Source organism: Pseudarthrobacter sp. MOO13, from assembly GCF_058267655.1.
Genome location: NZ_CM177848.1, coordinates 2652279 through 2674867, shown reverse-complemented (window position 1 = coordinate 2674867; position 22589 = coordinate 2652279). Strand labels below are relative to the sequence as shown.

Below are 22589 nucleotides of genomic sequence, written 5' to 3'. Positions count from 1 at the left end.
GCAGTCACATCTGCGGTTTCCCTGGCAGAGTTCCCGGGCAGTTTCCTGCCGCGGGCCCTGCCGCCCGGTGTGTACCCGCATGACTCAATGAGGAGGAACGATGGGTAACGAGGCCCATACTCCGGACGCAGCGGCGTCCGTGGACTTCGAGCAAGTCCAGTCGACCGGGCAGTTCCAGGAACTGCGCAGGCGTCACCGCAGCTTTGTCTTCCCCATGGCAGTGGCCTTCCTGCTGTGGTATTTCGCCTACGTCCTCCTGGCCGATTACGCGGTGGACTTCATGTCCACCAAGGTTTGGGGCAACATCAACGTCGGCCTGATCCTGGGGCTGCTTCAATTCGTCTCGACCTTCGCCATCACCGGCTGGTACGTGCACTACTCCAACCGGAAACTGGACCCGATCGCCACCGAAATCAGGAATGAGATCGAGGGGCACGAATTCGACAAGGACGGACACCGAGTGGGCGGAGCCAACAAATGATCGCAATCCCAGCCGCCGTAAATGTTGCCGCGCTCAAAGACACCACCCTCTTGAACATGGGAATCTTCGGCCTGTTCGTGGCCGTGACCATGGTGATCGTGTTCCGTGCCAGCCGGAACAACAAGACCGCCGCCGACTACTACGCCGCCGGCCGGTCCTTCACCGGCTCGCAGAACGGCACCGCCATCGCCGGGGACTACCTGTCGGCGGCATCCTTCCTGGGCATCACCGGCGCCATCGCCATCAACGGCTATGACGGCTTCATGTACTCCATCGGCTTCCTCGTGGCGTGGCTCGTGGCGCTGCTCTTGGTGGCCGAACTGCTGCGGAACACCGGCAAATTCACCATGGCGGACGTCCTGTCCTTCCGGCTGAAGCAGCGCCCGGTCCGGATAGCGGCGGCCATCTCCACCCTTGCCGTCTGCTTCTTCTACCTGCTGGCGCAGATGGCCGGTGCGGGAAGCCTGATCTCCCTCCTGCTGGGCATCAGTGACTGGGGCGGACAGGCGCTGGTAATCATCGTCGTCGGCGCCCTCATGATCATGTACGTCCTGATCGGCGGCATGAAGGGCACCACGTGGGTGCAGATCATCAAAGCCATGCTGCTGATCGCCGGCGCCGCCGTCATGACGCTGTGGGTCCTGGCCATCTACGGCTTCAACCTCTCCGCCCTCCTGGGCGGCGCCGTGGAAACCGCCAACAACCCGGCCGTCCTGAACCCCGGCCTGCAGTACGGCAAGACGGAAACCTCGAAGCTGGACTTCATGTCCCTGGGCCTGGCCCTGGTCCTGGGCACGGCAGCCCTGCCGCACGTGCTGATGCGCTTCTACACCGTGCCCACGGCCAAGGAGGCCCGGAAATCCGTGGTGTGGTCCATCTGGCTGATCGGCCTGTTCTACCTGTTCACCCTGGTGCTCGGCTACGGCGCCGCAGCCCTGGTGGGCGCGGACACCATCAAGAGCGCCCCCGGCGGCGTCAACGCGGCCGCCCCGCTGCTGGCCTTCCACCTGGGCGGCCCGCTGCTGCTCGGCTTCATCTCCGCGGTAGCGTTCGCCACCATCCTGGCCGTGGTGGCCGGGCTGACCATCACCGCCGCCGCTTCCTTCGCGCACGACATCTACGCCAACGTCATCGCCAAGGGCAAGGCCGACGCCGCCACGGAAGTCCGGGTGGCCCGGCGCACCGTGGTGGTGATCGGCATCCTGGCCATCCTGGGCGGCATCTTCGCCAACGGCCAGAACGTGGCCTTCCTGGTGGCCCTGGCCTTCGCCGTCGCCGCGTCCGCCAACCTGCCCACCATCATCTACTCGCTGTTCTGGCGGAAGTTCACCACCCAGGGCGCGGTGTGGAGCATGTACGGCGGCCTGGCGTCGGCGATCCTGCTCATCGTTTTCTCCCCGGTGGTTTCCGGTGCCAAGACCTCGATGATCCCGGGCGCCAACTTCGCCCTCTTCCCGCTCAGCAACCCCGGCATCGTGTCCATCCCGCTGGCGTTCCTGCTGGGCTGGCTGGGCACCACGCTGGACAAGCGGCGCGAGGACCCGGCCAAGCAGGCCGAAATGGAAGTGCGCTCGCTGACGGGCATCGGGGCTGAAAAGGCGGTGGACCACTAACTGACGCCGGGCAGCCCGGAACACGGAAGAGCCTCCATGCCGCTGGTGCGGTGTGGAGGCTCTTTTGTTGTGCAGCGGTGCAGCCGTGGGCGGCTTTCGCCGTTGCGTTTCATCGTTGATGGTGGCCGGCCGGGGCCAGGTTTCCGTGTTCTCCGTGCGGGACGGCGTACTGGCCCGCCGTCGACGCAGCGAGTCCCGGCGTCGCTATTCCCGCCACCAGCACGGCGCCGGCGAAGGCTGCCGCAAGCAGCCGTCCGGGCCGGACCGATCCCGCCGTACCGCTGCCTGCCCGCGGCCCGCCTTCCCGGCGTGCTTCCGTCCGCCCGAGCCAGCCAAGGGACGCAATGATCATCAGCGTCAGCAGCAGGGCGGAGAGCTGCGTGAGGTTGAGCCCGGACGTCCGCGGAGCGGCGAAGGCGATGGCCGCCACATGGACTGCTGCGGCGCCTCCCAAGGCATACCGCACCCGGCGGCCGCCCGCCGCAGGCTCCTTGGCCAGGAACACGATGGCTCCCGCCAGCAGGGCGGTGCCCCACAGCGCGGCTGCCGCACCGGCGGCAAGCCCGAGAGGTTGCGCGGGCCCGGCTGCCGCGGCGAAGAAGCTGGACGCGATGGCCAGGTTGACCGATCCCGCGCCGAAGCCGGCGAACCCGGCAACAAGCCGGACGGCCGGGACGGCAGGGGACGCCGCCCAGGCAGGGGCGGCAGCAGCAGCCCCCGGAGCCGCCGGGCCGGAGGCGGCCATGCCGGATGCCGCCATGGCTATGCCCGGGCAGCGGCCGGGGACTTGTCCAGGGACAGGCCCACGCCCAGGAGCAGGACGGCGCTGGCGAGGTGCAGGACGTTGTCGGCACCGTTCAGGGCGATGATGTTCAGCGGCGAGTCCAGCAGGAACAAGCCCACGATGCCCACCAGGAGGTAAACGGCGCCCACGGTGGCGTTGAGGGTGCGTGCGGTGTCCGTCCCGCGGAGTCCGGCGAACAGCAGGGCCGCGCCAATGGCCAGGTGGATGACGTTGTGGAGCGGGTTGACCTCGAAGATGATCAGGTTCGCGCCTTCGGTGGCGACGAATCCGACGCCGGACGTGACGGCAAAGCCTAGGAGGCCCACCAGCAGGTAGACGGCTCCGAAAACGGTGGCGACGAGACGGTTGGGTGAGTTGCGCATGGGACGAATCCTTCCTAGGGCGGGGACAGTTCCCCGAACGCCGGGCCCGGACGGACCCTCGGAAGCAGTTCGCATCACTGCAGGAGAAGGATGGGTGAAAAGATCAGTACCCTTTGTACTGCGCGGCTGCCGGGGCCGCACCGGCCCGCCCGCAATCGCGCGGCGGAGCGGTCAGGCAGCGGGCCGGAGCTTGATGTTGGTCATCTTGAGGTCGTTGGTGCCCTCGAAGCGGTAGGCGAGGTCGACCTTCTTGCCGTTACAGCTGATCTGGCCCGCCACGTCGGCTGATTTCAGGCCGTTTTCGGTGGCCACCTTGAGGTCGGTGTAGGCGGGCTTGCAGGAGTCATCCAGTTCCAGGCTTTTCACCCCGGCGATGAACGCCTCCTTGGAAAGCTGCTGCTGGAGCGCGGGGTCAAGGTAGTTGTCATATGCGGTGGTCACCTCGCCCGCGATCACCTTCTTGGTGAAGTCGTCGGCGAGGCCCCTGGCCTGGTTGGTGGCACTGTTCACCACGTTCACCAGGATCACGACGCCGAGGATCACCAACAGCAGCACCCCGCCGATGCCGCCGAGCACGATCCACAGTTTCCGCCGGCTGCGCACCCGCGGACGTTCCCCGGGCAGGCCGAACGGGGCCGGCTGCGCAGGCATCGGGGGCAGTTGCTGCGGCGACGGGTCCGCGTGTCCGTGCCGGTACGAATCCTGGGGACTGCTCAAGGGGGAGCCTTTCGGGGACGGGTGCGGTGGCACCGGCGGCTTGCCCGGGCCCATCCCGGCCCGGCGCGTAACTGGAACCAGCCTATAACCCCGGCCTCCGGCGTCGTGCCTCCCGTGGTGCAGCTACCCTCCCTCCGAGCCCCGTTCCAGGAGGGGCTGCACCCGGAAGGGGATCAGCTCGCCCATGGCCAGGGCCGTGTCCGCCCGCTCCACGCCGTCGCAGGCCAGGATCTTGCCGTTGATCCGGAACAGGTCCTCGGCGTCCTTGGCCACCACGCGCAGCAGCAGGTCTGCCGACCCCGTGAGCCCGTACCCCTCCAGGATCTCGGGGATCGCCGCGATCTCCTCCGCCAGCTGCCCGAGTTTCTGCTGCTGGACGTGCACGGAGATGAAGGCCATCAGCGGGTACCCCAGCGCCACCGGATTAATGCGCCGTTCGAAGGACAGGAAGACGTGCTTCTTTTCCAGCTGTGCCATCCGCGCCTGGACGGTGTTCCGGGACAGGCCGAGCTTTTGCGCCAGTGCCACCACGGTCCGGCGCGGGTCCTGCGACAGCGCCGACAGCAGGCGGGTGTCAGTGCCATCCAAAGCTTGCATAATGCGCAACGCTAGCACGGTGGCAGCACGGCGGACAGGGCATTCTGCTCAGAAACAGCCGTGGTGGTTGTACCCCCTGAGCATTGTGAGTAGGGTCACAGTATCTGGGGCAATGGCGCCCGGAAGGCCGGTGGCGGCTGGAGCCAAAAGCCCGAAAACCACAGGTCAACGACGTACGAAGGTTGCGGCAATCGTGTCTACAGACGAAACGGGCCATGGCGGTGCAATCACCCCCGACAACGCAGGGGAATCCACCGCGTCCGGGCAGGAACTCCTCCAGTTGATCACCCCGGAAGGCGAGCGGATCAGCCACCCGGAGTTCGATTTTTGGGTCAAGGACATCACCGACGAGCAGTTGTGTTCGCTGTTCGAGGACATGACGGTCATCCGGCGGATCGATGTTGAAGCCACCGCCCTGCAAAGGCAGGGAGAGCTGGCGCTCTGGCCGCCGTTGCTGGGGCAGGAGGCGTCCCAGATCGGTTCGGGACGCGCCATGCGGGCGGACGACTTTGTCTTCTCCAGCTACCGCGAGAACGGCGTGGCCTACTGCCGGGGAGTGGACCTGACAGACCTGCTCCGGGTCTGGCGCGGCAACGCCTCCGGCGGCTGGGACCCCTACAGCATCAACATGGCAACGCCGCAGATCATCATTGGCGCCCAAACCCTCCACGCCACCGGCTATGCCATGGGCATCCAGAACGACGGCGCCGATGCCGTGGCAGTTGCCTACTTCGGCGACGGCGCCACCAGCGAAGGCGACGTCAACGAGGCCATGGTGTTCGCCGCCAGCTTCCAGGCCCCCGTGGTGTTCTTCTGCACCAACAACCACTGGGCCATCTCCGAGCCCGTACGGCTGCAGTCGCACATCCACCTTGCGGAGCGGGCCACCGGCTTCGGCATCCCCAGCCTGCGGGTGGACGGCAATGACGTCCTGGCTGTCATGGCAGGCACCCGGCTTGCACTGGACCGGGCGCGGCGCGGCGGCGGCCCCACCTTCATCGAAGCCGTCACCTACCGGATGGGACCGCACACCACCGCCGATGATCCCACCCGCTACCGGGACGCCAACGAACTGGAGGACTGGGCGGCAAAGGACCCCATCTCCCGGCTGGTATCGCTCCTGGACCGGAAGGGCCTCCTGACCGCGGAGCTGCAGGAGCAGGTCCGGCGCAAGGCCGATTCCGTGGCAGCGGAAATGCGCCGCGGTTGCACCACCATGCCGGATCCCCAGCCGATGGACGTCTTCAAGCACGTCTACAGCGCCCCCAACTCCTGGCTTGAACGCCAGCAGGACCATTACGCCCGCTACCTGGCTTCATTCGGCGACCCCGCAGGAGCAGTTTCAGAGGAAGGTGCACGCTGATGACCCAGTTGACCTTTGCCCGCGCCATAAACGCCGGCCTGCGGAAGTCGCTGGAAAGCGACTCCAAGGTGGTCCTCCTCGGCGAGGACATCGGTGCCCTCGGCGGCGTGTTCCGGGTAACCGACGGCCTGCAAAAAGACTTCGGCACCCACCGGGTGGTGGACACGCCGCTGGCCGAATCCGCCATCGTGGGGACTGCCGTCGGCCTGGCCTACCGCGGCTACCGCCCTGTGGTGGAGATCCAGTTCGACGGATTCATCTATCCGGCGTTCGACCAGATCGTCAGCCAGGTGGCGAAGCTTCATTACCGCACCCGCGGCGCGGTGAAGATGCCCATCACCATCAGGGTTCCCTTCGGCGGCGGGATCGGCTCGCCGGAGCACCACTCCGAGTCCCCGGAAGCGTACTTCACACACACCTCCGGGCTGCGCGTGGTGGCCGTTTCCAACCCCCAGGACGCGTACACCGTGATCCAGCAGGCCATTTCCTGCGACGATCCCGTCCTGTATTTCGAACCCAAGCGCCGCTACCACGACAAAGGCGAGGTGGACGAGTCGGCCGCCCTTTCTTCCGCCCTGCCCATGGACAAGGCCCGCGTGCTGACCGAGGGCACAGACGCCACCCTGGTGGCCTACGGACCCCTGGTCAAGACCGCACTGGACGCCGCCACGGCCGCAGCCGACGAAGGAATCTCCCTCGAAGTCATCGACCTGCGCTCGCTGGCCCCGGTGGACTACGACGCCGTGGTCGCCTCCGTGCGCAAGACCGGGCGCCTGGTGGTCACGCACGAAGCCGGACAGTCCGGCGGCCTCGGAGCGGAAGTGGCCGCCAGCATCACCGAGCGGTGTTTCTACCACCTCGAAGCTGCTCCGGTCCGGGTCACCGGGTTCGACATTCCGTACCCGTACTCCAAGCTGGAAATGCACCACCTGCCGGGGCTGGACCGTATCCTCGACGGCGTGGACCGCGCCTTGGGCCGCCCGAATTCCCTGGGCGGGCTGGAAGGATGAGCGCCACCATGATCAAGGAATTCCGTCTCCCTGACCTGGGCGAAGGGCTCACAGAGTCAGAAATCCTCAGCTGGAAAGTGGACGTTGGGGACACCGTCAGCCTGAACCAGGTCATTGCCGAGGTGGAGACAGCCAAAGCCGTGGTGGAGCTTCCCTCTCCGTATGCCGGGGTTATCAAGGAGCTCCACGAGCAGCCCGGGTCCGTGGTTGAGGTGGGCAAGCCCATTGTCTCGTTCGAGGTGCCGGACGACGCCGGAACGGCACCTTCGGACCCGGCCGGCACGTTGACGGCGGAGCCGGGGGAGCGCGGCGCGGAAACGCAGAAACGGGAACCGAACCTGGTGGGCTACGGCGCCGTCGTCGAAGGCTCCGGCCGGCCGGCCCGCCGGCCCCGGAACTTCGCCGCCCCGGTGGTTGGCGCGGTCAAAACCGAGCCGGTCAAAATCGAGCCGCTCAAAACTGAGCCGGTCAAAACCGCGCCGGTCCAAACCGGGCCTTCGGTGGTCGAGCCTGCCGAAACCAGGCCTGCTGACACTGCAACCGCCGAGCGGCCACGGTCCACACCCCCGGTGCGCAAGCTGGCCAGGGACCTGGGGGTGGACCTGGCACGGGTTCCCGGCACCGGGCCTGGCGGGTTGATCACCAGGGAAGACGTCCGGGGATTTGCCGGACACAACGAAGAGGCTGTGCCGCCCCTGGCGGAGCCGGTGGCCCTCTCAGGCAGCCGGTTGGGGGAGCGGGAAACTCGGACTCCCATCAAGGGCGTCCGCAAATACACCGCGGCCGCCATGGTGCAGAGTGCCTTCACCGCCCCGCATGCCACCGAATTCCTCACCGTGGACGTGACGCCAGGCCTTGAACTGCTGGCCAGGCTCAAGAACAGCAGGGAGTTCGCCGGCTCCAAGCTCACCCCGTTGACGCTCGCGGCCAAGGCAGTCCTCGTCGCCCTCCGCAGGAATCCGGCGCTGAATTCGCACTGGGATGAGGAACACCAGGAAATCGTCACCTACAACTACGTCAACCTTGGCATCGCGGCGGCCACGCCCCGGGGACTCACCGTTCCCAACATCAAGGATGCGGACACCATGCAACTTCCGCAGCTCGCCCAGGCGTTGACGGCGCTCGCGGAAACGGCCCGCGCCGGCAAGACCTCGCCTGCCGAGCTGTCCGGGGGCACCATTTCCATCACCAACATCGGCGTTTTCGGCATCGATGCCGGTACTCCCATCCTCAATCCGGGCGAGGCGGCCATCCTGGGGCTGGGCGCCGTCCGGACCCTGCCGTGGGAATACCGGGGCGAGGTGGCCCTGCGCCAGGTGATCACCTTGAGCCTGTCCTTCGACCACCGGCTGGTGGACGGCGAACAAGGCTCCCGGTTCCTGGCCGACGTCGGCACCATCCTGGCCGAGCCGGGAATGGTGCTCACCATGGTCTAGCGGGAGGGCGGGGCGTCCCCTGCACTGTCCGCCAGCAGCGCTGCAAGTGCCATGCGCTCAAGCAGGGGGCGGGCCACGCCTGCCGCTATCCGCCGGCCATGGCTGCGGACGGAGTGCGGAGTGGAGTTGATGAGGCCGAAGGTGGCGTGCGCCCGCATGCGGAGTTCGGCAGCGTCCGTCCCGGGGTGGACCCCCGCGAGGACGTCCACCCATAACTCCACGTAGCTGCGCTGCAGGGAGCGCACCGCGGACTGGTCCTGCTCGGAGAGGTTGCTGAGGTCCCGGTCCTGGACGCGGATCACGTCGGGCTTGCCGAGCGCAAAATCCACCTGGAACTCCACCAGCCGGCGCAGGGCGGCTGCCGGGTCGGCGCTGTCTTCCACCACCTGGCGTCCGCCGTCCAGCAGTTCCTGGCTCACGGTCACCAGGAGGTCGGCGAGGACTGCCTGCTTGCCCGGGAAATGGCGGTAGACCGCGGGGCCGCTCACGCCCGCGGCCGCACCAAGGTCTTCGAGCGACACCCGGTTGAACCCGTTCAGTGCGAACAGTGAAGCCGCCGCGGTGAGCAGGGCCTGCCGCCGGTTCTCCTTCGCCTTGCCGCGCTGCGTGGTGGGAGCCGGGTGCGGCGTGGTGCCTGGCTGCGCGGCGTTGCTGGACTGTGTTCCCGTGCTTGGCACTTTTCCTCCTCGGACCGACGCAGATTCTACCAACACCGCCATGTGTTGGACATCACAGTTAATCGAGACTAACCTGAATTTCAGTTATTAGTCACTAACCGAGTTGGCCTGGAGCCGGCCCGGTCCAGACAGGAACGGATCGTCAATGGAGACCCTGGCCAGCAGGCTCGACCCCGCAAGCGAGTCCTTCCGCGCCAACCGGGAAGCGCAACTGGCTCTCGCCGGCGACCTCCGGAAGAGGCTGGCGGACGCGGCCCTCGGCGGACCACAGAAATCGCGGGAGAGACACGTGGCCCGGGGGAAGCTGCTGCCACGGGACCGGATCGACCAGTTGCTGGATGACGGCAGCCCGTTCCTTGAAATCGCGCCGCTGGCTGCCAACGGGATGTACGGCGACGACGCACCGGGAGCCGGGGTCATCGCCGGGATCGGACTGGTGCACGGGCGGCAGGTGCTGGTGATCTCCAACGATGCCACCGTCAAAGGCGGAACCTACTACCCGATGACGGTGAAGAAGCACCTGCGTGCCCAGGAGATAGCTCTCGAAAACGGGCTGCCCTGCATCTACCTGGTGGATTCGGGCGGGGCGTTCCTTCCCAAGCAGGATGAGGTCTTTCCGGACAAGGACCATTTTGGCCGCATCTTCTACAACCAGGCCAGGCTCTCCGCCGCGAAGATACCGCAGATCGCCGCCGTCATGGGGTCATGCACCGCCGGCGGTGCCTACGTCCCCGCCATGAGCGACGAGACAGTCATTGTCAGGAACCAAGGCACGATCTTCCTGGGCGGCCCGCCCCTGGTGAAGGCCGCCATCGGGGAGATCGTGACTGCGGAGGAACTCGGCGGTGGAGACGTGCACGCACGCATCTCCGGGGTGACCGACCACCTGGCCGAAAATGACGAGCACGCCCTGCAGATCATCCGGGACATCGTTGCCACCCTCCCGCCGCCCGCCGCGCCCGCCTGGCAGGTGGAGCCCGTCGTCGAACCCGCCGTGGACCCGGACGGAATCTACGGCGCCGTGCCCACGGACGTCAACGCCCCCTACGACGTCCACGAAGTCATCGCCCGGCTGGTGGACGGCAGCAGGTTCCACGAGTTCAAACGGGAATACGGCACCACCCTTGTCACGGGATTCGCCCGGATCTGCGGACACCCCGTGGGAATCGTGGCCAACAACGGCGTGCTTTTCAGCGAATCGTCGCTCAAGGGCGCTCATTTCATCGAACTCTGCGACCAGCGCGGCATCCCCCTGCTGTTCCTGCAGAACATCTCCGGCTTCATGGTGGGCAAGGACGCCGAGCAGGGCGGCATCGCCAAGAACGGCGCCAAGATGGTGACCGCCGTGGCCACTGCCCGCGTTCCCAAGCTGACGGTGGTGATCGGCGGCTCCTTTGGCGCCGGCAACTATTCGATGTGCGGCCGGGCCTATTCGCCGCGGTTCCTCTGGATGTGGCCGGCCGCCCGGATCTCCGTCATGGGCGGCAACCAGGCCGCCAGCGTCCTGGCCACCGTGAAACGCGACCAGTACGAGGCGGCCGGCGAAGAATGGCCGGCAAGCGACGAAGAGGCGTTCAAAGCACCCATCCGCCGCCAGTACGAGGACCAAGGCAGCCCCTACTACTCCACGGCCAGGCTCTGGGACGATGCCGTGATCGACCCCGCAGACACCCGCACCGTCCTGGGACTGGCGCTCGACGTCGTCTCCCGCACCCCCTTGCCGGAGACCTCCTTCGGCCTCTTCCGGATGTGAGCCAGCAATGACCATGCAAACACGAACAGATCCAGCCCCCGGCGGCACGTCCACCCCACGCCTGTTCGGCACGGTCCTGGTGGCAAACCGCGGTGAAATCGCCTGCCGGGTCATCCGGACCCTGCGCCGCCTGGGCATCCGGTCGGTGGCCGTCTACAGCGATGCCGACGCCGGCGCCCGCCACGTCCGCGAAGCTGACGCGGCCGTGCGCATCGGCCCGGCAGCCGCCGTCGACAGCTACCTGAGCGCGGACGCCATCATCGGAGCATGCCGGCAATCCGGTGCCGAAGCCGTCCACCCTGGGTACGGCTTCCTCAGCGAGAACGTGGACTTCGCCCGCGCCCTGGAGGAAGCCGGCATCACTTTCATCGGACCCGGAGTGGAGGCCCTGAACGTCATGGGGGACAAGATCCGGGCCAAGAACCACGTGGCCGGCTACGGCGTGCCGGTGGTTCCCGGCATCGCCGAGCCCGGCATGACCGACAGCGAACTGGTGGAGGCAGCCGGCGGGGTCGGCTTTCCGCTCCTGATCAAGCCCTCCGCCGGCGGCGGCGGCAAGGGGATGCACGCCGTCGAAAAACCGGAGGACCTGGCCGCCGCCCTGGCAACGGCCCGGCGCGTGGCCGCCGCCGCGTTCGGCGACGACACCCTGTTCCTGGAACGCCTGGTGACCACCCCACGGCACATCGAAGTGCAGGTGCTGGCGGACAGCCACGGCAACGTCATCCACCTGGGCGAGCGGGAATGCTCGCTGCAGCGGCGGCACCAGAAAGTCATCGAGGAAGCGCCGTCGCCGCTGCTGGAGGGCCTTCCGGACGGGGCGGCCATTCGGGCACGGATCGGCGAGGCGGCCTGCAATGCAGCCCGCAGCGTGAACTACCGGGGCGCCGGAACCGTGGAATTCCTGGTTTCCGACGACGCACCGGACGAGTTCTTCTTCATGGAGATGAACACCAGGCTGCAGGTGGAGCACCCGGTGACCGAAATGGTCACCGGCACCGACCTCGTGGAATGGCAGGTAAGGATCGCCGCCGGTGCCGAACTGACGCTCCGGCAGGCCGACGTCGAACTTTCCGGCCATGCCGTGGAAGCGCGCGTGTACGCCGAGGTGCCGGAGAAGAATTTCCTCCCCTCCACCGGGACCGTGCTGGTGCTGGACGAACTGCCATCCCCGGCCGGGGGCCGGGTCCGGGTGGACTCCTCCCTGCTGGAGGGCCTGGAACTCCCGGCCCACTATGACCCCATGATTTCCAAGGTCATCGCGTGGGGCGAAGACCGCGGTGCCGCGCTGGCAACCCTTGACGAGGCCCTGGCCCGCTACACCGCCTTGGGCATTGACACCAATGTGGAGTACCTGCGGCTCCTGCTGAACGACCCCGACGTCAAGGCCGGCCACCTGGACACCGGCCTGATCGAACGCAAGCTGCCCGGCATGGAATTCCGGAAGGCCGGTGACGCCGAACTGGTGGCCGCGGCGCTGTACGCGCTCTCCCTGGAGGACCACAACACTGCCCCGGGGAGCGGACCGTGGCGGGCCCACAACGGCTGGCGGCTCGGAACGCCGGCACCGCGCCGGATCAGCCTGGGAACGGCCGACGACGGCGTGGCCACGGTTGAGGTCACCGGAAGCCCGGCAGGGGAAGCCGCCGTCACGGCAGCCGTTGACGGGCGAAAGCAGGAGCGCGCCGGACTGTCCCTTGAGGACCCGCGGCGGGCCGTCCTCCGGCTGGGCGACGGCACCCGAAGCTACGCCGTCGGCGCAATCCCCGGCCGGCCCACACGGCTCTTCCTGGGCAGTGATGGCTGGTCCTGCCGGCTTGAGGTCCTGGCCCGGGAGGCACGGCTGGACCGGGTGCTGGCCGCCATTCAACGCGAAGAAGGCTCAGCGGACCCCGAGGTGCGCTCGCCAATGACGGGAACCGTGGTGGCCGTCCCGGTCACCGACGGCGACGCGGTCCAGGCCGGGGACGTCCTGGTGTCCGTGGAGGCCATGAAGATGGAGCACCACCTCGTTGCGCCGCTGGCCGGCACCGTGCACCTCAGCGCCCGCACCGGCGACCTCGTGAAGGCCGACCAGGTTCTGGCCACCGTGCACCCCCACCCTGCAGACGCGGAACCGACGCCCGCAGATACCGACACAGACACAGACACCAGCCAAGGCGAAGGAGCCTGACCATGACCGGATTCGAACTCAGCGAGGAATACCAGGACCTCAGCGACACCGTCCGCGACTTCGCGGACAACGTGGTGGCCCCGGTCTCCGCCAAACACGATGAGGAACACAGCTTCCCCTATGACGTGGTGAAACAGATGGCCGAGATGGGCCTGTTCGGGCTGCCCTTCCCGGAGGAATTCGGCGGCATGGGCGGCGACTACTTCGCGCTCGCCCTGGCCTTGGAACAGCTCGGACGCGTGGACCAGTCGGTGGCCATCACGCTGGAGGCCGGCGTTTCCCTGGGTGCCATGCCGGTGTACCGCTTTGGAACCGACGCCCAGAAGCAGGAATGGCTTCCGCTCCTGGCATCAGGCCAGGCGCTCGCAGGCTTCGGCCTCACCGAACCGGAGGCAGGTTCGGATGCGGGCGGCACCAAGACCACCGCCCGCCGCGAGGACGGCAGCTGGGTCATCAACGGCAACAAGGAGTTCATCACCAACTCGGGAACGGACATCACCCGGCTGGTCACGGTCACCGCCGTCACCGGCCGGAAGGAAGCCGCCGACGGCAGCCTGCGGAAGGAGATCTCCACCATCCTCGTGCCCACGGATACGCCGGGCTTCAAAGCCGAGAAGCCGTACAACAAGGTGGGCTGGAATGCCTCCGACACCCACCCGTTGACCCTCAAGGATGTCCGCGTACCGGAGGAAAACCTCCTCGGCGAAGAAGGGCGCGGGTACGCGAATTTCCTGTCCATCCTGGACGAAGGCCGGATCGCCATCGCCGCGCTGGCCACCGGCGCCGCCCAAGGCTGCGTGGACCTGTCGGTCAAATACGCCAGGGAACGCCGGGCATTCGGCCAGGAAATCGGCAAGTACCAGGCCATCTCCTTCAAGATCGCGCGGATGGAAGCGCGGGCCCACACGGCCCGCCTGGCCTACTACGATGCGGCCGCCAGGATGCTGGCCGGCAAGCCGTTCAAGACCCAGGCGGCCATCGCTAAGATGGTCGCAGGCGAGGCGGCCATGGACAACGCGCGGGATGCCACCCAGGTATTCGGCGGCTATGGCTTCATCAACGAGTTCACCGTGGCACGCCACTACCGCGACTCCAAGATCCTTGAAGTGGGGGAGGGCACCACGGAAGTCCAGCTGATGCTGATCGCCCGTGAACTGGGACTGTAAGCACCTGCGCCAGCAGTACGGATCGCAGCCGGCCGGAAAGGATCAATGATGATTGACAAGGTTGTAGCCAGCACCGACGACGCCGTGGCGGATATCCCGGACGGGGCTTCCCTGGCGGTTGGCGGCTTCGGGCTGTGCGGCATCCCGGTGGCCCTGATCGACGCCCTGCACCGCGCCGGCACTACTGGCCTGGAAACGGTCAGCAATAACTGCGGCGTGGATGACTGGGGCTTGGGCATCCTGCTCCGCGACGGCCGCATCCGCCGCACCATCAGCTCCTATGTGGGGGAGAACAAGGAGTTCGCCCGCCAGTACCTTGCCGGTGAGCTCGAGGTGGTGTTGACACCGCAGGGCACCCTGGCCGAAAAGCTGCGCGCCGGCGGCGCCGGCATCCCCGCGTTCTACACCAAGGCGGGGGTGGGGACCCAGGTGTCCGACGGCGGCCTGCCGCAGAAGTACGACGCCGACGGCGGCATCGCGATCGCCTCCGCGGCCAAGGAAGTGCGTTCCTTCGGGGGAGTGGACTACGTCCTGGAAGAATCCCTCACCCCCGACTACGGGCTGGTGCACGCCTGGAAGGGTGACCGGCACGGCAACCTGGTCTTCCATGCCACGGCCATGAACTTCAATCCGCTCTGCGCCATGGCCGGACGCATCACCATCGCCGAGGTGGAGGAACTCGTCGAACCCGGCGAACTGGACCCCGAACACATCCACACCCCCGGGATCTTCGTCCAGCGGGTGGTCCTGGCGGCCGGCGGGGAAAAGCGCATCGAAAAGCGGACGGTGGCCTTGGAGGCCTCGGCCGCGGCGGGCGGGAACCCCGCCGGCAGTGACCAGCAGGCAGGAGCATGACCATGGATCCCAACAGCCCCGAGGCGCCCCGCCCGGAAGCGGTCCGTCCGGAATACCGGCGCGGCGGCGGGCACCAACCCGGGCCCGGCGGAGCCGCCGCCGCAGCAGGCAGCAAAGGCTGGACGCGGAACGAACTGGCCGCCAGGGTTGCCCGGGAACTCCGCAACGGCCAGTACGTCAACCTGGGCATCGGCATGCCCACCCTGATTCCCAACTACATTCCGGCCGGGGTGGAAGTGGTGCTGCACTCGGAGAACGGGATCCTGGGCGTCGGCCCCTACCCGGCAGAGGATGCGGTGGATCCGGACCTGATCAATGCCGGCAAGGAGACCGTGACGGTCAACCGGGGTGCGGCGTTCTTCGACTCGGCAACGTCGTTTGGCATGATCCGCGGCGGCCACGTGGACCTCGCCGTCCTGGGCGCGATGGAAGTGGCCGCCAACGGAGACCTCGCCAATTGGATGGTCCCGGGAAAGATGGTCAAGGGAATGGGCGGCGCCATGGACCTGGTGTTTGGCGCCAAGCGCGTGATCGTAATGATGGAGCACGTGGACCGGAACGGCAATCCCAAGATTGTCAGGGAGTGCTCGCTCCCGCTGACCGGCAAAGGCTGCGTGGACCGGATCATCACCGACCTCGCCGTGATCGACGTCGTCCGGGACGGCGGCCCCTCCCGGCTGGTGCTGCGCGAGCTGGCCCCCAACGTTTCCGTCGAAGACGTGGTGGCCGCCACCGGTGCGGAGTTGTACGAAGAAGACCAGGAACTCACCGTATGACCGGCACCGACCCCACTGATGGAGTTCCGGCCGGCCCAACGGCCGGAGGGGGCGGCAGGCGCGTCATCGAGCAGCGCGGGCTCTACTTCGACGAGCTGGAGGAGGGCGTGCTGTATGCCCACCGGCCCGGACGCACCGTGACGGAAACGGACAACGTCCTCTTCACCACCCTCACCATGAACACGCAGGCGCTGCACCTGGACGCGGCCTGGAGCGCGGGGCAGCCCTTTGGCCAGCGGCTGATGAACTCGATGTTCACGCTCGCCACCATGGTGGGGCAGTCCGTCACCCAGTTGACCCAGGGGACCATCATCGCCCAGCTCGGGCTGACCGATGTCTCCTTCCCGCACCCGCTCTACCACGGGGACACGCTCTACACCGAGACCGTGATCACCGGCAAGCGGCTTTCGGCCTCCCGGCCCGGCCAGGGCATCGTCACCATGGAGCACACCGGGCGCAACCAGGACGGAGCCGTGGTGGCACGGGCCACGAGAAGCTGCCTGATGTGGACCCGGGCCGCCCACCAGGACCAGCCCGGCGCACAGGGGAGAATGCCCGTATGACTTTTGTGATGGGCCCTGCCCTGCTCTTTTGCCCCGCCGACCGCCCCGAGCGCTACCTGAAAGCCGCAGCGCGGGCGGACGCTGTGATCCTGGACCTCGAGGACGCCGTGGCGCCACCGGACAAGCAGCGGGCGCGCGGGGCAATCCTGGCCCAGGCGGGCGCTGCCGGAGACGACCCCGAACTTGACCCCAGCCGGACCATCGTCCGGGTCAACCCGGTTGGCACGGATGACTTCGCGAAGGACCTGCACTGCCTGGCGCATACGCCGTACCGCACGGTCATGCTCGCCAAGGCGGAATCGGCTGAACAGCTCACGGCGCTGGAGGGCTACCAGGTCATTGCGCTGTGCGAAACGGCCCTGGGCGTGCTGAACGCCCCGGCCATTGCGGCCGCCCCCAACGTGGTGGCCCTGATGTGGGGAGCAGAGGACCTCGTGGCCACGTTGGGGGGCACCTCCAGCAGGAAGGACGACGGCGGCTACCGGGCGGTGGCCCTGCACGCCCGCTCCTCGGTGCTGCTGGCCGCCAGGGCCTTGGGCAAGGAAGCCATCGACGCCGTGTACACCAACATCCCCGACCTCGACGGGCTGGCGGACGAAACCGCCGACGCCGTGGCCTCCGGGTTCGGCTCCAAAGCGTGTATCCATCCCGGCCAGGCTGCCGTGGTCCGCAAAGCCTACGCTCCTTCCGAGGAGGAGGTGGCCGCGGCGCGTGAACTGCTGGACGTTGCCGCCGCGGCCGGGAGCGGGGTCTTCCAACACCACGGAAAGATGATCGACGGGCCAATCCTGAAGCACGCCGAAGGCATCCTGCGCCGTGCAGGCAGGGACGCCTAGCTGCCCTTCCGTCCCGTCGGCCGGCGCAGGGACGTGGGCGGAATGGGCTCGTACAGCAGCGTCCGCACCCAGCGGTTGCCGGTCTCCCGGAGCTCCTTCCGGGTGGCGAAGCGGTAATGGAAACTGCGCACGCGCACCAGGCGCGGCGCGGCGCCGTCGAACGGGTCATGCCGGAGCAGCCGCAACACCTGCCGGTCCGCCACGAGCAGTTTGCCCAGGAAGGCATAGAACCATTCCTCGTGCACGCTCCGCAGCGGCAGGAACCACATCAGCCAGTCCAGCCGCAGGTGGTACGGAGCCCACTGCCGGGGAATGCGGCTGACATCGCCGGGTTTGCCCTTGAAGCCGTACTCGCGCCAGTCCGACGCGTCCCCGGGGTTCCCGTCCAAGGTTCCTTCCACCACGAGCTCGATGCGCTGCCTGGTCACCGTGCCGAAGGCGCCGTAGGCATTGACCAGCTGCCACCGGTTGAAGCTGGCATTCATGAGCTGCCGGCGGGAGAAGAGGTTCCGCTAAGGACCAGCAGCAGGAGGGACGCCGCCAGCGTTATGGCCAGCCACCACAGGGGAGTGGCCGGTGCTGCGCCGGCGTGCCAGTTCGCCGGGACGGCCGGGATCACGGCGTGGGCCACGGGATCGCTGACCGCGGCAAACGCCAGGATGATCGCCATCCAGTTCAGCCATGCAAAGTTGCCGCTCGCCACCAGCCACAGCTGGGTGGCCACGACGACGGCCGCCGCCACGCCCGCCACCGGCTGCGGGGCGAACAGCAGGAACGGCACCACCAGTTGGGCGATGTGGTTGCCCACCACTTCGACCCGGTGCAGCGGCTTCGGCAGCAGGTGTGCCTGCCTGCTGAGGGGGCCCGGCATGGGCTGGGTTTCATGGTGGTAGTACAAGGCCGTCAGGTCCCGCCATTCGCGGCCGCCGCGGATCTTGATCATGCCTGCCCCGAATTCCAGCCGGAACACCAGCCACACCACCAGGATCAGGATGGTCCGCGGCGGTTCCGTCTGGTCCGATCCCAGGAAGGCCACGGTGAAACCGGCCTCCAGCAGCAGCATCTCCCAGCCGAACCCGTAGAAGGTCTGCCCCACGTTCACGATGGACATGTACAAAAGCCACAGGGCAAGGAACGCCAGCAATGGAACCCAGGGCGGTCCGGCCTGGGGGAGCCCGGCGACGAGCAGCGCCGAGACCGCCAGGCCTGCGGCGCAGACACCGCGCAGCAGCCGGTCGGAATACCGCCAACGGAACAGCGTGGGCCGGGACAACCGGGAAAACGCGGCCAGGAAGTCCGGCACCGGAAGGAGGCCGCGCTCTCCGAGCAAGGCCGGGAACTGGTTCAGCGTGGACAGGAACGCAACGAAGTACAACGCTGCGACGCCCCGTTGCAGCACCTGCCGGGCAAATTCATACTCCGGCGCATCGAACCAGGTGAGCCAGTCCACGGTTTCCACGTTACGCCCGGCCGCCCGGCGGTCAAGGCGCAGCAGGCCCGGCCGCGTGCGGGATACTTAACGGATGCAGCCACGCAGAATCGTCCTCCTCGGATCCACCGGTTCCATCGGCACCCAGGCGATCGACGTCGTCGACGGCGCCCCGCACCTCTTCGAGGTGGTGGCACTCAGTGCCGGTGGCGGCAACCTTGAACTGCTGGCCCGCCAGGCGGTCCACACCGGCGCCGCCGTGGTGGGCATCGCCGCCGGTGACCCCGGCCGGCTGGAATCCCTTATCCGGGAAGCAGCCGCCGCCGGCCGTCCCGGGTACCGCCCGGAAATCGTGGCCGGACCTGACGCCTCGGCCCGGATCGCCGCGGTGGAAGCGGACGTGGTCCTCAACGGCATCACCGGTTCCATTGGCCTGGCGCCCACCCTTGCGGCACTCCGCTCCGGGGCCACCCTGGCCCTGGCCAACAAGGAATCGCTGATCGTTGGCGGCAGCCTGGTCAAGGCTGCGGCCAAGGAAGGCCAGATTGTGCCCGTCGACTCGGAACACTCGGCGATCGCCCAGTGCCTGCGCGCAGGGACGGCAGCCGAGGTGGACCGGCTCATCCTGACCGCCTCGGGGGGGCCTTTCCGCGGCAGGAGCCGGGAGCAGCTGCATTCCGTCACGCCGCGCGAGGCGCTGGCGCACCCCACCTGGGACATGGGGGTCATGGTCACCACCAATTCGGCCACCCTGGTCAACAAGGGACTGGAAGTCATCGAAGCCCACCTGCTGTTCGATATCCCGCTCGACCGGATCGATGTGGTGGTGCACCCGCAGTCCGTCGTCCATTCCATGGTCCAGTTCGTTGACGGCTCCACCATTGCCCAGGCCTCCCCGCCGGACATGCGGCTTCCGATTGCCCTTGGCCTGGGCTGGCCGGCCCGGGTACCCATGGCCGCGCCCGCCTGCGACTGGACCCAGGCCGCCACCTGGACCTTTGAACCCCTGGATGCTGCAGCCTTCCCGGCCGTTGACCTTGCCAAGGACGCCGCCAAGCAAGGCAGCACCTTCCCTGCTGTTTTCAATGCGGCCAACGAAGAGGCCGTTACGGCGTTCCATGCGGGCCGGATCCGGTTCACCGACATCGTCGATACCGTGGACGGGGTGCTCAGCGAACACTCAGGTTCCTCCGGGCTGACAGTGGAGTCGGTGCTGGATGCTGAAAGCTGGGCACGCGCCCGCGCCCACGAACGTTTAGCAGTCAGCAGTCTCTAGGAAGCAGCAGCACCTCCATGACCCCTGTCCTACTTTTCATCCTCGGCGTCGTCTTCGTGGCCGTCGGCATTGCCGTGTCCATCGCCCTCCACGAGGTGGGGCACCTGGTGCCGGCCAAGCTCTTCAAGGTGCGCGTCACCAAGTACATGATCGGCTTCGGGCCCACCCTCTGGTCACGCCGCAAGGGTGAAACCGAGTACGGCGTGAAAGCCGTTCCGCTGGGCGGCTACGTCTCGATGATCGGCATGTACCCGCCCAACAAGGAGGACGGCTCGGTCCGGCCCTCCAGTACCGGGATGTTCCAGACGCTGGCTACGGAAGCCCGGTCACTAGCCCACGAAGAGGTAGGACCCGGCGACCACGACCGCGTCTTCTACCGGCTGCCGGTCTGGAAAAAAGTGATCGTGATGCTGGGCGGGCCGGCCATGAACATGGTCCTCGGGGTGGTGCTGACGGCCGTCCTCCTGATGGGATTTGGCATTGCCACCGCCACCACCACCATCTCCGACGTCTCCAAATGCCAAGTGGCCGCAGGGCAAACCGTCGATCCCGACTCTGCCGACTGCCAGCTGACCCCCGCGGCAGCGGCGGGACTCAAACCCAATGACACCATCACCTCCTTCGACGGCAAGGCCGTCACCAGCTGGGACCAGCTGACGGAGTGGATCCGCGCCTCTGCCGGCAAGGAAGTGGCCATCACCGTTCAGCGGGACGGCGCTGCCGTGTCAACCACGGTGACGCCGGTCCTGTCTTCCCGGCCCGTGATGGGCGCCGACGGGCGGCAGGCCACCGATGCTGCCGGCAACCTCCAGTACCAGGACGTCGGTTTCCTTGGCATCGGCGCGCAAACGGCGCTCGTGTCCCAGCCGGCGTCGTCCGTCCTGCCCATGGCCGGAGAGAACATCCGGCAGGTGGCCGGCGTGGTGTTCAACCTGCCCGCCCGTGTGGTGGGCGTAGCCAAGGCCGCTTTCAGCGAGGAACCCCGGGACCCCAACGGCCCCATCAGCGTGGTGGGCGTGGGCCGGGTGGCCGGCGAGGTTGCCGCCATGGAAGCTGTCCCGCTCCAGTCCCGGCTCGCCACCCTCGTGGGCCTGCTGGCCGGCCTGAACTTCGCACTGGCCGTATTCAACCTCATCCCGCTGCTGCCCCTCGACGGCGGCCATGTGGCCGGAGCCCTGTACGAAGGAGCGCGCCGCGCCGTAGCCAGGCTGCGCGGCCGGCCGGACCCGGGAGCGTTCGACATCGCGAAACTGCTGCCCGTGACCTACGTCGTGGCGGCCTTGTTGATGGGCATGAGCGCCCTGTTGATCTACGCGGACATCGTCAAGCCCGTCAATCTGTTCTGATATCAGCCGATTTAGGCTGACTTTGCTAAATCAGTCAGATTTGATTGATTGTTATGAATCACCCGCCTATGGTTGATCTATGTTCGTAATGACGATCGACCAGCGTGGCAGCACGGGTGACCTGGACCGGGTCCCGGGTTTCATTGAGCAGATCGCGCGCCTCGAACCTGCCGGGGCCGGCAGGCCGGCTTTCGAGCGGTCGGTCGGCGACGAAGTCCAAGGGGTGGTGCGGGACGCTGATGCCGTCGTGGACATCGCCCTGTACGCGCTCCGCGAAGGGCACTGGTACGTCGGCATCGGCGTCGGAACCGTGACGCTGCCGGCGGGTGCCAGCCCGCGGGAAGGCACTGGAACCGCGTTCGTGGCTGCCCGGAAGGCCGTTGAGCGCGCCAAGGCCGCCGCTTCCCAAGTGCCGGTGTCAGTGGTGGCCGGCATCATGGCGGGGGAGGCGGGCGGGAATACCCCGGCCGGGGAAGGGGAGCGGACATGCGCCAAAGCCGAAGCGGTGCTCCGGCTGCTGGGCCGCCTGGTCCAAGAGCGGACGGAAGCCCAGTGGCGGGTGGTTGACGCGCTGCGGCACCTGGACGCCGGCGCGCCCGGAGCCGGCCGCCCTGGTCCGGCCCGGCACGGCAGCCAAAAGCAGGTGGCCAGGGAACTTGGAATATCGGAGCAGTCCGTGAGCCGCACCGTGCTTCGCTCCGGATGGCAGGAAGAATGGGCAGCACGGCCGGCCGCATCGCTGCTGCTTGATCTCGCCCAAGCACAGGTGGTCCCGGCCGTACAGGAAACCGGAGCCGGCGATGGAGGAGTCAAGTGACCGCAGTGTGGGTGGCCGTGGCCTTGGCGGTGGCAGGTTTCGTGGGATGGCCGGTGACGGCCCTGGTGTTCAAGCTCGCCAGGACCATTGACGACAAAGCCGATGCCGCCACGACGGCAACGGACGCCGGCTCCGCTGCCCAGGACCCGTCTGCCGACGTCACGGTGGACGGCGAGCTGACGGCGCAACCCGGGCCGGCGGCGTCGAACGGAACGGACGCAGCAGCGTCGGCTCCGGGCCAGCGCATCCTGCGCGGCGGCGCCATCATCGGCGTGCTGGAACGGCTCGGCGTATGCCTTGCCATCCTGGCCGGCCAGCCGGTCGCCATCGCCTACATCGTCGCGATCAAGGGCCTCGGCAGGTTCGCTGAACTCAAGGAGACCCCTGTGGCCGCGGAGCGCTTCATCATCGGAACCCTCACCTCCATGCTCTGGGCGGCAGGAACGGCAGCCGCGGCCAAAGTCCTTTTCCTGCAGTAAACGTCCACCGCGTCCTCGAACCGGGACAGCCCGGATGGGTACGAAGGCAGGCATGGCGA

Annotated in this window: 21 protein-coding genes and 1 pseudogene; 16 read left to right on the top strand and 6 right to left on the bottom strand. The window is 67.5% G+C overall.

The genetic code is table 11. The features are described 5' to 3' along the window. The first annotated feature begins 100 nt into the window (after positions 1-100). Entirely contained in the window at positions 101-481 is a 381-nt protein-coding gene (locus tag AC4EEO_RS12325; protein WP_018763439.1) for a DUF485 domain-containing protein, read from the top strand. Next, entirely contained in the window at positions 478-2094 is a 1617-nt protein-coding gene (locus tag AC4EEO_RS12320; protein WP_491338933.1) for a monocarboxylic acid transporter, read from the top strand. The genes AC4EEO_RS12325 and AC4EEO_RS12320 overlap by 4 nt, the downstream gene beginning before the upstream one ends. A 109-nt stretch (positions 2095-2203) precedes the next feature. Here AC4EEO_RS12320 and AC4EEO_RS12315 read toward each other — a convergent pair whose 3' ends face one another. From AC4EEO_RS12315 to AC4EEO_RS12300, 4 genes are all read right to left on the bottom strand, one after another. Continuing rightward, positions 2204-2854 carry a hypothetical protein gene (locus AC4EEO_RS12315; protein ID WP_285320509.1) on the bottom strand — a complete coding sequence of 217 codons (651 nt, stop codon included), beginning with the start codon at positions 2852-2854 and terminating at the stop codon, positions 2204-2206. 2 nt (positions 2855-2856) lie between these two features. After that, positions 2857-3261, bottom strand: a complete 405-nt coding sequence (locus tag AC4EEO_RS12310; RefSeq protein WP_018763442.1) for a DUF4383 domain-containing protein — start codon at positions 3259-3261, stop codon at positions 2857-2859. 171 nt (positions 3262-3432) lie between these two features. Further along, complete coding sequence (locus AC4EEO_RS12305; RefSeq protein WP_240617723.1) at positions 3433-3978, bottom strand: hypothetical protein; 546 nt, start codon at positions 3976-3978, stop codon at positions 3433-3435. 123 nt (positions 3979-4101) lie between these two features. Beyond that, the gene (locus AC4EEO_RS12300) at positions 4102-4575 is read right to left on the bottom strand and encodes an Lrp/AsnC family transcriptional regulator (RefSeq protein WP_491338932.1); all 474 of its coding nucleotides are present in this window, start codon (positions 4573-4575) and stop codon (positions 4102-4104) included. Between the two features lie 193 nt (positions 4576-4768). On the opposite strand from AC4EEO_RS12300, the gene pdhA reads away from it, so the two are divergent. Genes pdhA through AC4EEO_RS12285 form a run of 3 tightly spaced genes read left to right on the top strand, consistent with a single transcriptional unit; the run spans position 4769 to position 8384 of the window. Beyond that, complete coding sequence (pdhA, locus tag AC4EEO_RS12295; RefSeq protein WP_491338931.1) at positions 4769-5938, top strand: pyruvate dehydrogenase (acetyl-transferring) E1 component subunit alpha; 1170 nt, start codon at positions 4769-4771, stop codon at positions 5936-5938. After that, the gene (locus tag AC4EEO_RS12290; RefSeq protein WP_491338930.1) at positions 5938-6948 is read left to right on the top strand and encodes an alpha-ketoacid dehydrogenase subunit beta; all 1011 of its coding nucleotides are present in this window, start codon (positions 5938-5940) and stop codon (positions 6946-6948) included. Before pdhA ends, AC4EEO_RS12290 begins: the two co-directional genes overlap by 1 nt. Continuing rightward, entirely contained in the window at positions 6945-8384 is a 1440-nt protein-coding gene (locus tag AC4EEO_RS12285; RefSeq protein ID WP_491338929.1) for a dihydrolipoamide acetyltransferase family protein, read from the top strand. Before AC4EEO_RS12290 ends, AC4EEO_RS12285 begins: the two co-directional genes overlap by 4 nt. Here AC4EEO_RS12285 and AC4EEO_RS12280 read toward each other — a convergent pair. Continuing rightward, entirely contained in the window at positions 8381-9061 is a 681-nt protein-coding gene (locus tag AC4EEO_RS12280; protein WP_491338928.1) for an SACE_7040 family transcriptional regulator, read from the bottom strand. The genes AC4EEO_RS12285 and AC4EEO_RS12280 overlap by 4 nt on opposite strands. A 145-nt stretch (positions 9062-9206) precedes the next feature. Between AC4EEO_RS12280 and AC4EEO_RS12275 the strand changes: the two genes are divergently transcribed. Genes AC4EEO_RS12275 through AC4EEO_RS12245 form a run of 7 tightly spaced genes read left to right on the top strand, consistent with a single transcriptional unit; the run spans position 9207 to position 17183 of the window. Then, positions 9207-10814, top strand: a complete 1608-nt coding sequence (locus AC4EEO_RS12275; protein WP_491329652.1) for a carboxyl transferase domain-containing protein — start codon at positions 9207-9209, stop codon at positions 10812-10814. 7 nt (positions 10815-10821) lie between these two features. Next, positions 10822-12987, top strand: coding sequence for an acetyl/propionyl/methylcrotonyl-CoA carboxylase subunit alpha (locus tag AC4EEO_RS12270; protein WP_491338927.1), 2166 nt, complete (start codon positions 10822-10824; stop codon positions 12985-12987). A gap of 2 nt (positions 12988-12989) precedes the next feature. Further along, positions 12990-14153, top strand: coding sequence for an acyl-CoA dehydrogenase family protein (locus AC4EEO_RS12265; protein ID WP_018763451.1), 1164 nt, complete (start codon positions 12990-12992; stop codon positions 14151-14153). A gap of 48 nt (positions 14154-14201) precedes the next feature. After that, complete coding sequence (locus AC4EEO_RS12260; RefSeq protein ID WP_491340425.1) at positions 14202-15008, top strand: CoA transferase subunit A; 807 nt, start codon at positions 14202-14204, stop codon at positions 15006-15008. After that, complete coding sequence (locus tag AC4EEO_RS12255) at positions 15005-15784, top strand: CoA transferase subunit B (protein WP_018763453.1); 780 nt, start codon at positions 15005-15007, stop codon at positions 15782-15784. The genes AC4EEO_RS12260 and AC4EEO_RS12255 overlap by 4 nt, the downstream gene beginning before the upstream one ends. After that, positions 15781-16347 (top strand): MaoC family dehydratase, encoded by a 567-nt coding sequence (locus tag AC4EEO_RS12250; protein ID WP_491338926.1) that lies wholly within the window; start codon positions 15781-15783, stop codon positions 16345-16347. Before AC4EEO_RS12255 ends, AC4EEO_RS12250 begins: the two co-directional genes overlap by 4 nt. After that, on the top strand, positions 16344-17183 hold the full coding sequence (locus AC4EEO_RS12245) for an HpcH/HpaI aldolase/citrate lyase family protein (RefSeq protein WP_491338925.1): 840 nt from the start codon (positions 16344-16346) through the stop codon (positions 17181-17183). The genes AC4EEO_RS12250 and AC4EEO_RS12245 overlap by 4 nt, the downstream gene beginning before the upstream one ends. Here AC4EEO_RS12245 and AC4EEO_RS12240 read toward each other — a convergent pair. Next, a pseudogene (locus AC4EEO_RS12240) lies at positions 17180-18633 on the bottom strand (lipase maturation factor family protein). The gene AC4EEO_RS12245 and the pseudogene AC4EEO_RS12240 sit on opposite strands and share 4 nt — an antisense overlap. Before the next feature lie 73 nt (positions 18634-18706). On the opposite strand from AC4EEO_RS12240, the gene dxr reads away from it, so the two are divergent. The 4 genes from dxr to AC4EEO_RS12220 all read left to right on the top strand — a co-directional run bounded on the left by dxr (position 18707) and on the right by AC4EEO_RS12220 (position 22530). Continuing rightward, positions 18707-19888, top strand: coding sequence for a 1-deoxy-D-xylulose-5-phosphate reductoisomerase (dxr, locus tag AC4EEO_RS12235; protein ID WP_491329656.1), 1182 nt, complete (start codon positions 18707-18709; stop codon positions 19886-19888). Positions 19889-19905: 17 nt separating this feature from the next. After that, positions 19906-21234, top strand: a complete 1329-nt coding sequence (locus tag AC4EEO_RS12230; protein ID WP_109044929.1) for a M50 family metallopeptidase — start codon at positions 19906-19908, stop codon at positions 21232-21234. A 79-nt stretch (positions 21235-21313) separates the two neighbouring features. Beyond that, positions 21314-22051, top strand: coding sequence for a hypothetical protein (locus AC4EEO_RS12225; RefSeq protein WP_026265062.1), 738 nt, complete (start codon positions 21314-21316; stop codon positions 22049-22051). After that, positions 22048-22530 carry a hypothetical protein gene (locus AC4EEO_RS12220; RefSeq protein WP_018763460.1) on the top strand — a complete coding sequence of 161 codons (483 nt, stop codon included), beginning with the start codon at positions 22048-22050 and terminating at the stop codon, positions 22528-22530. The genes AC4EEO_RS12225 and AC4EEO_RS12220 overlap by 4 nt, the downstream gene beginning before the upstream one ends. Positions 22531-22589 lie beyond the last annotated feature (59 nt).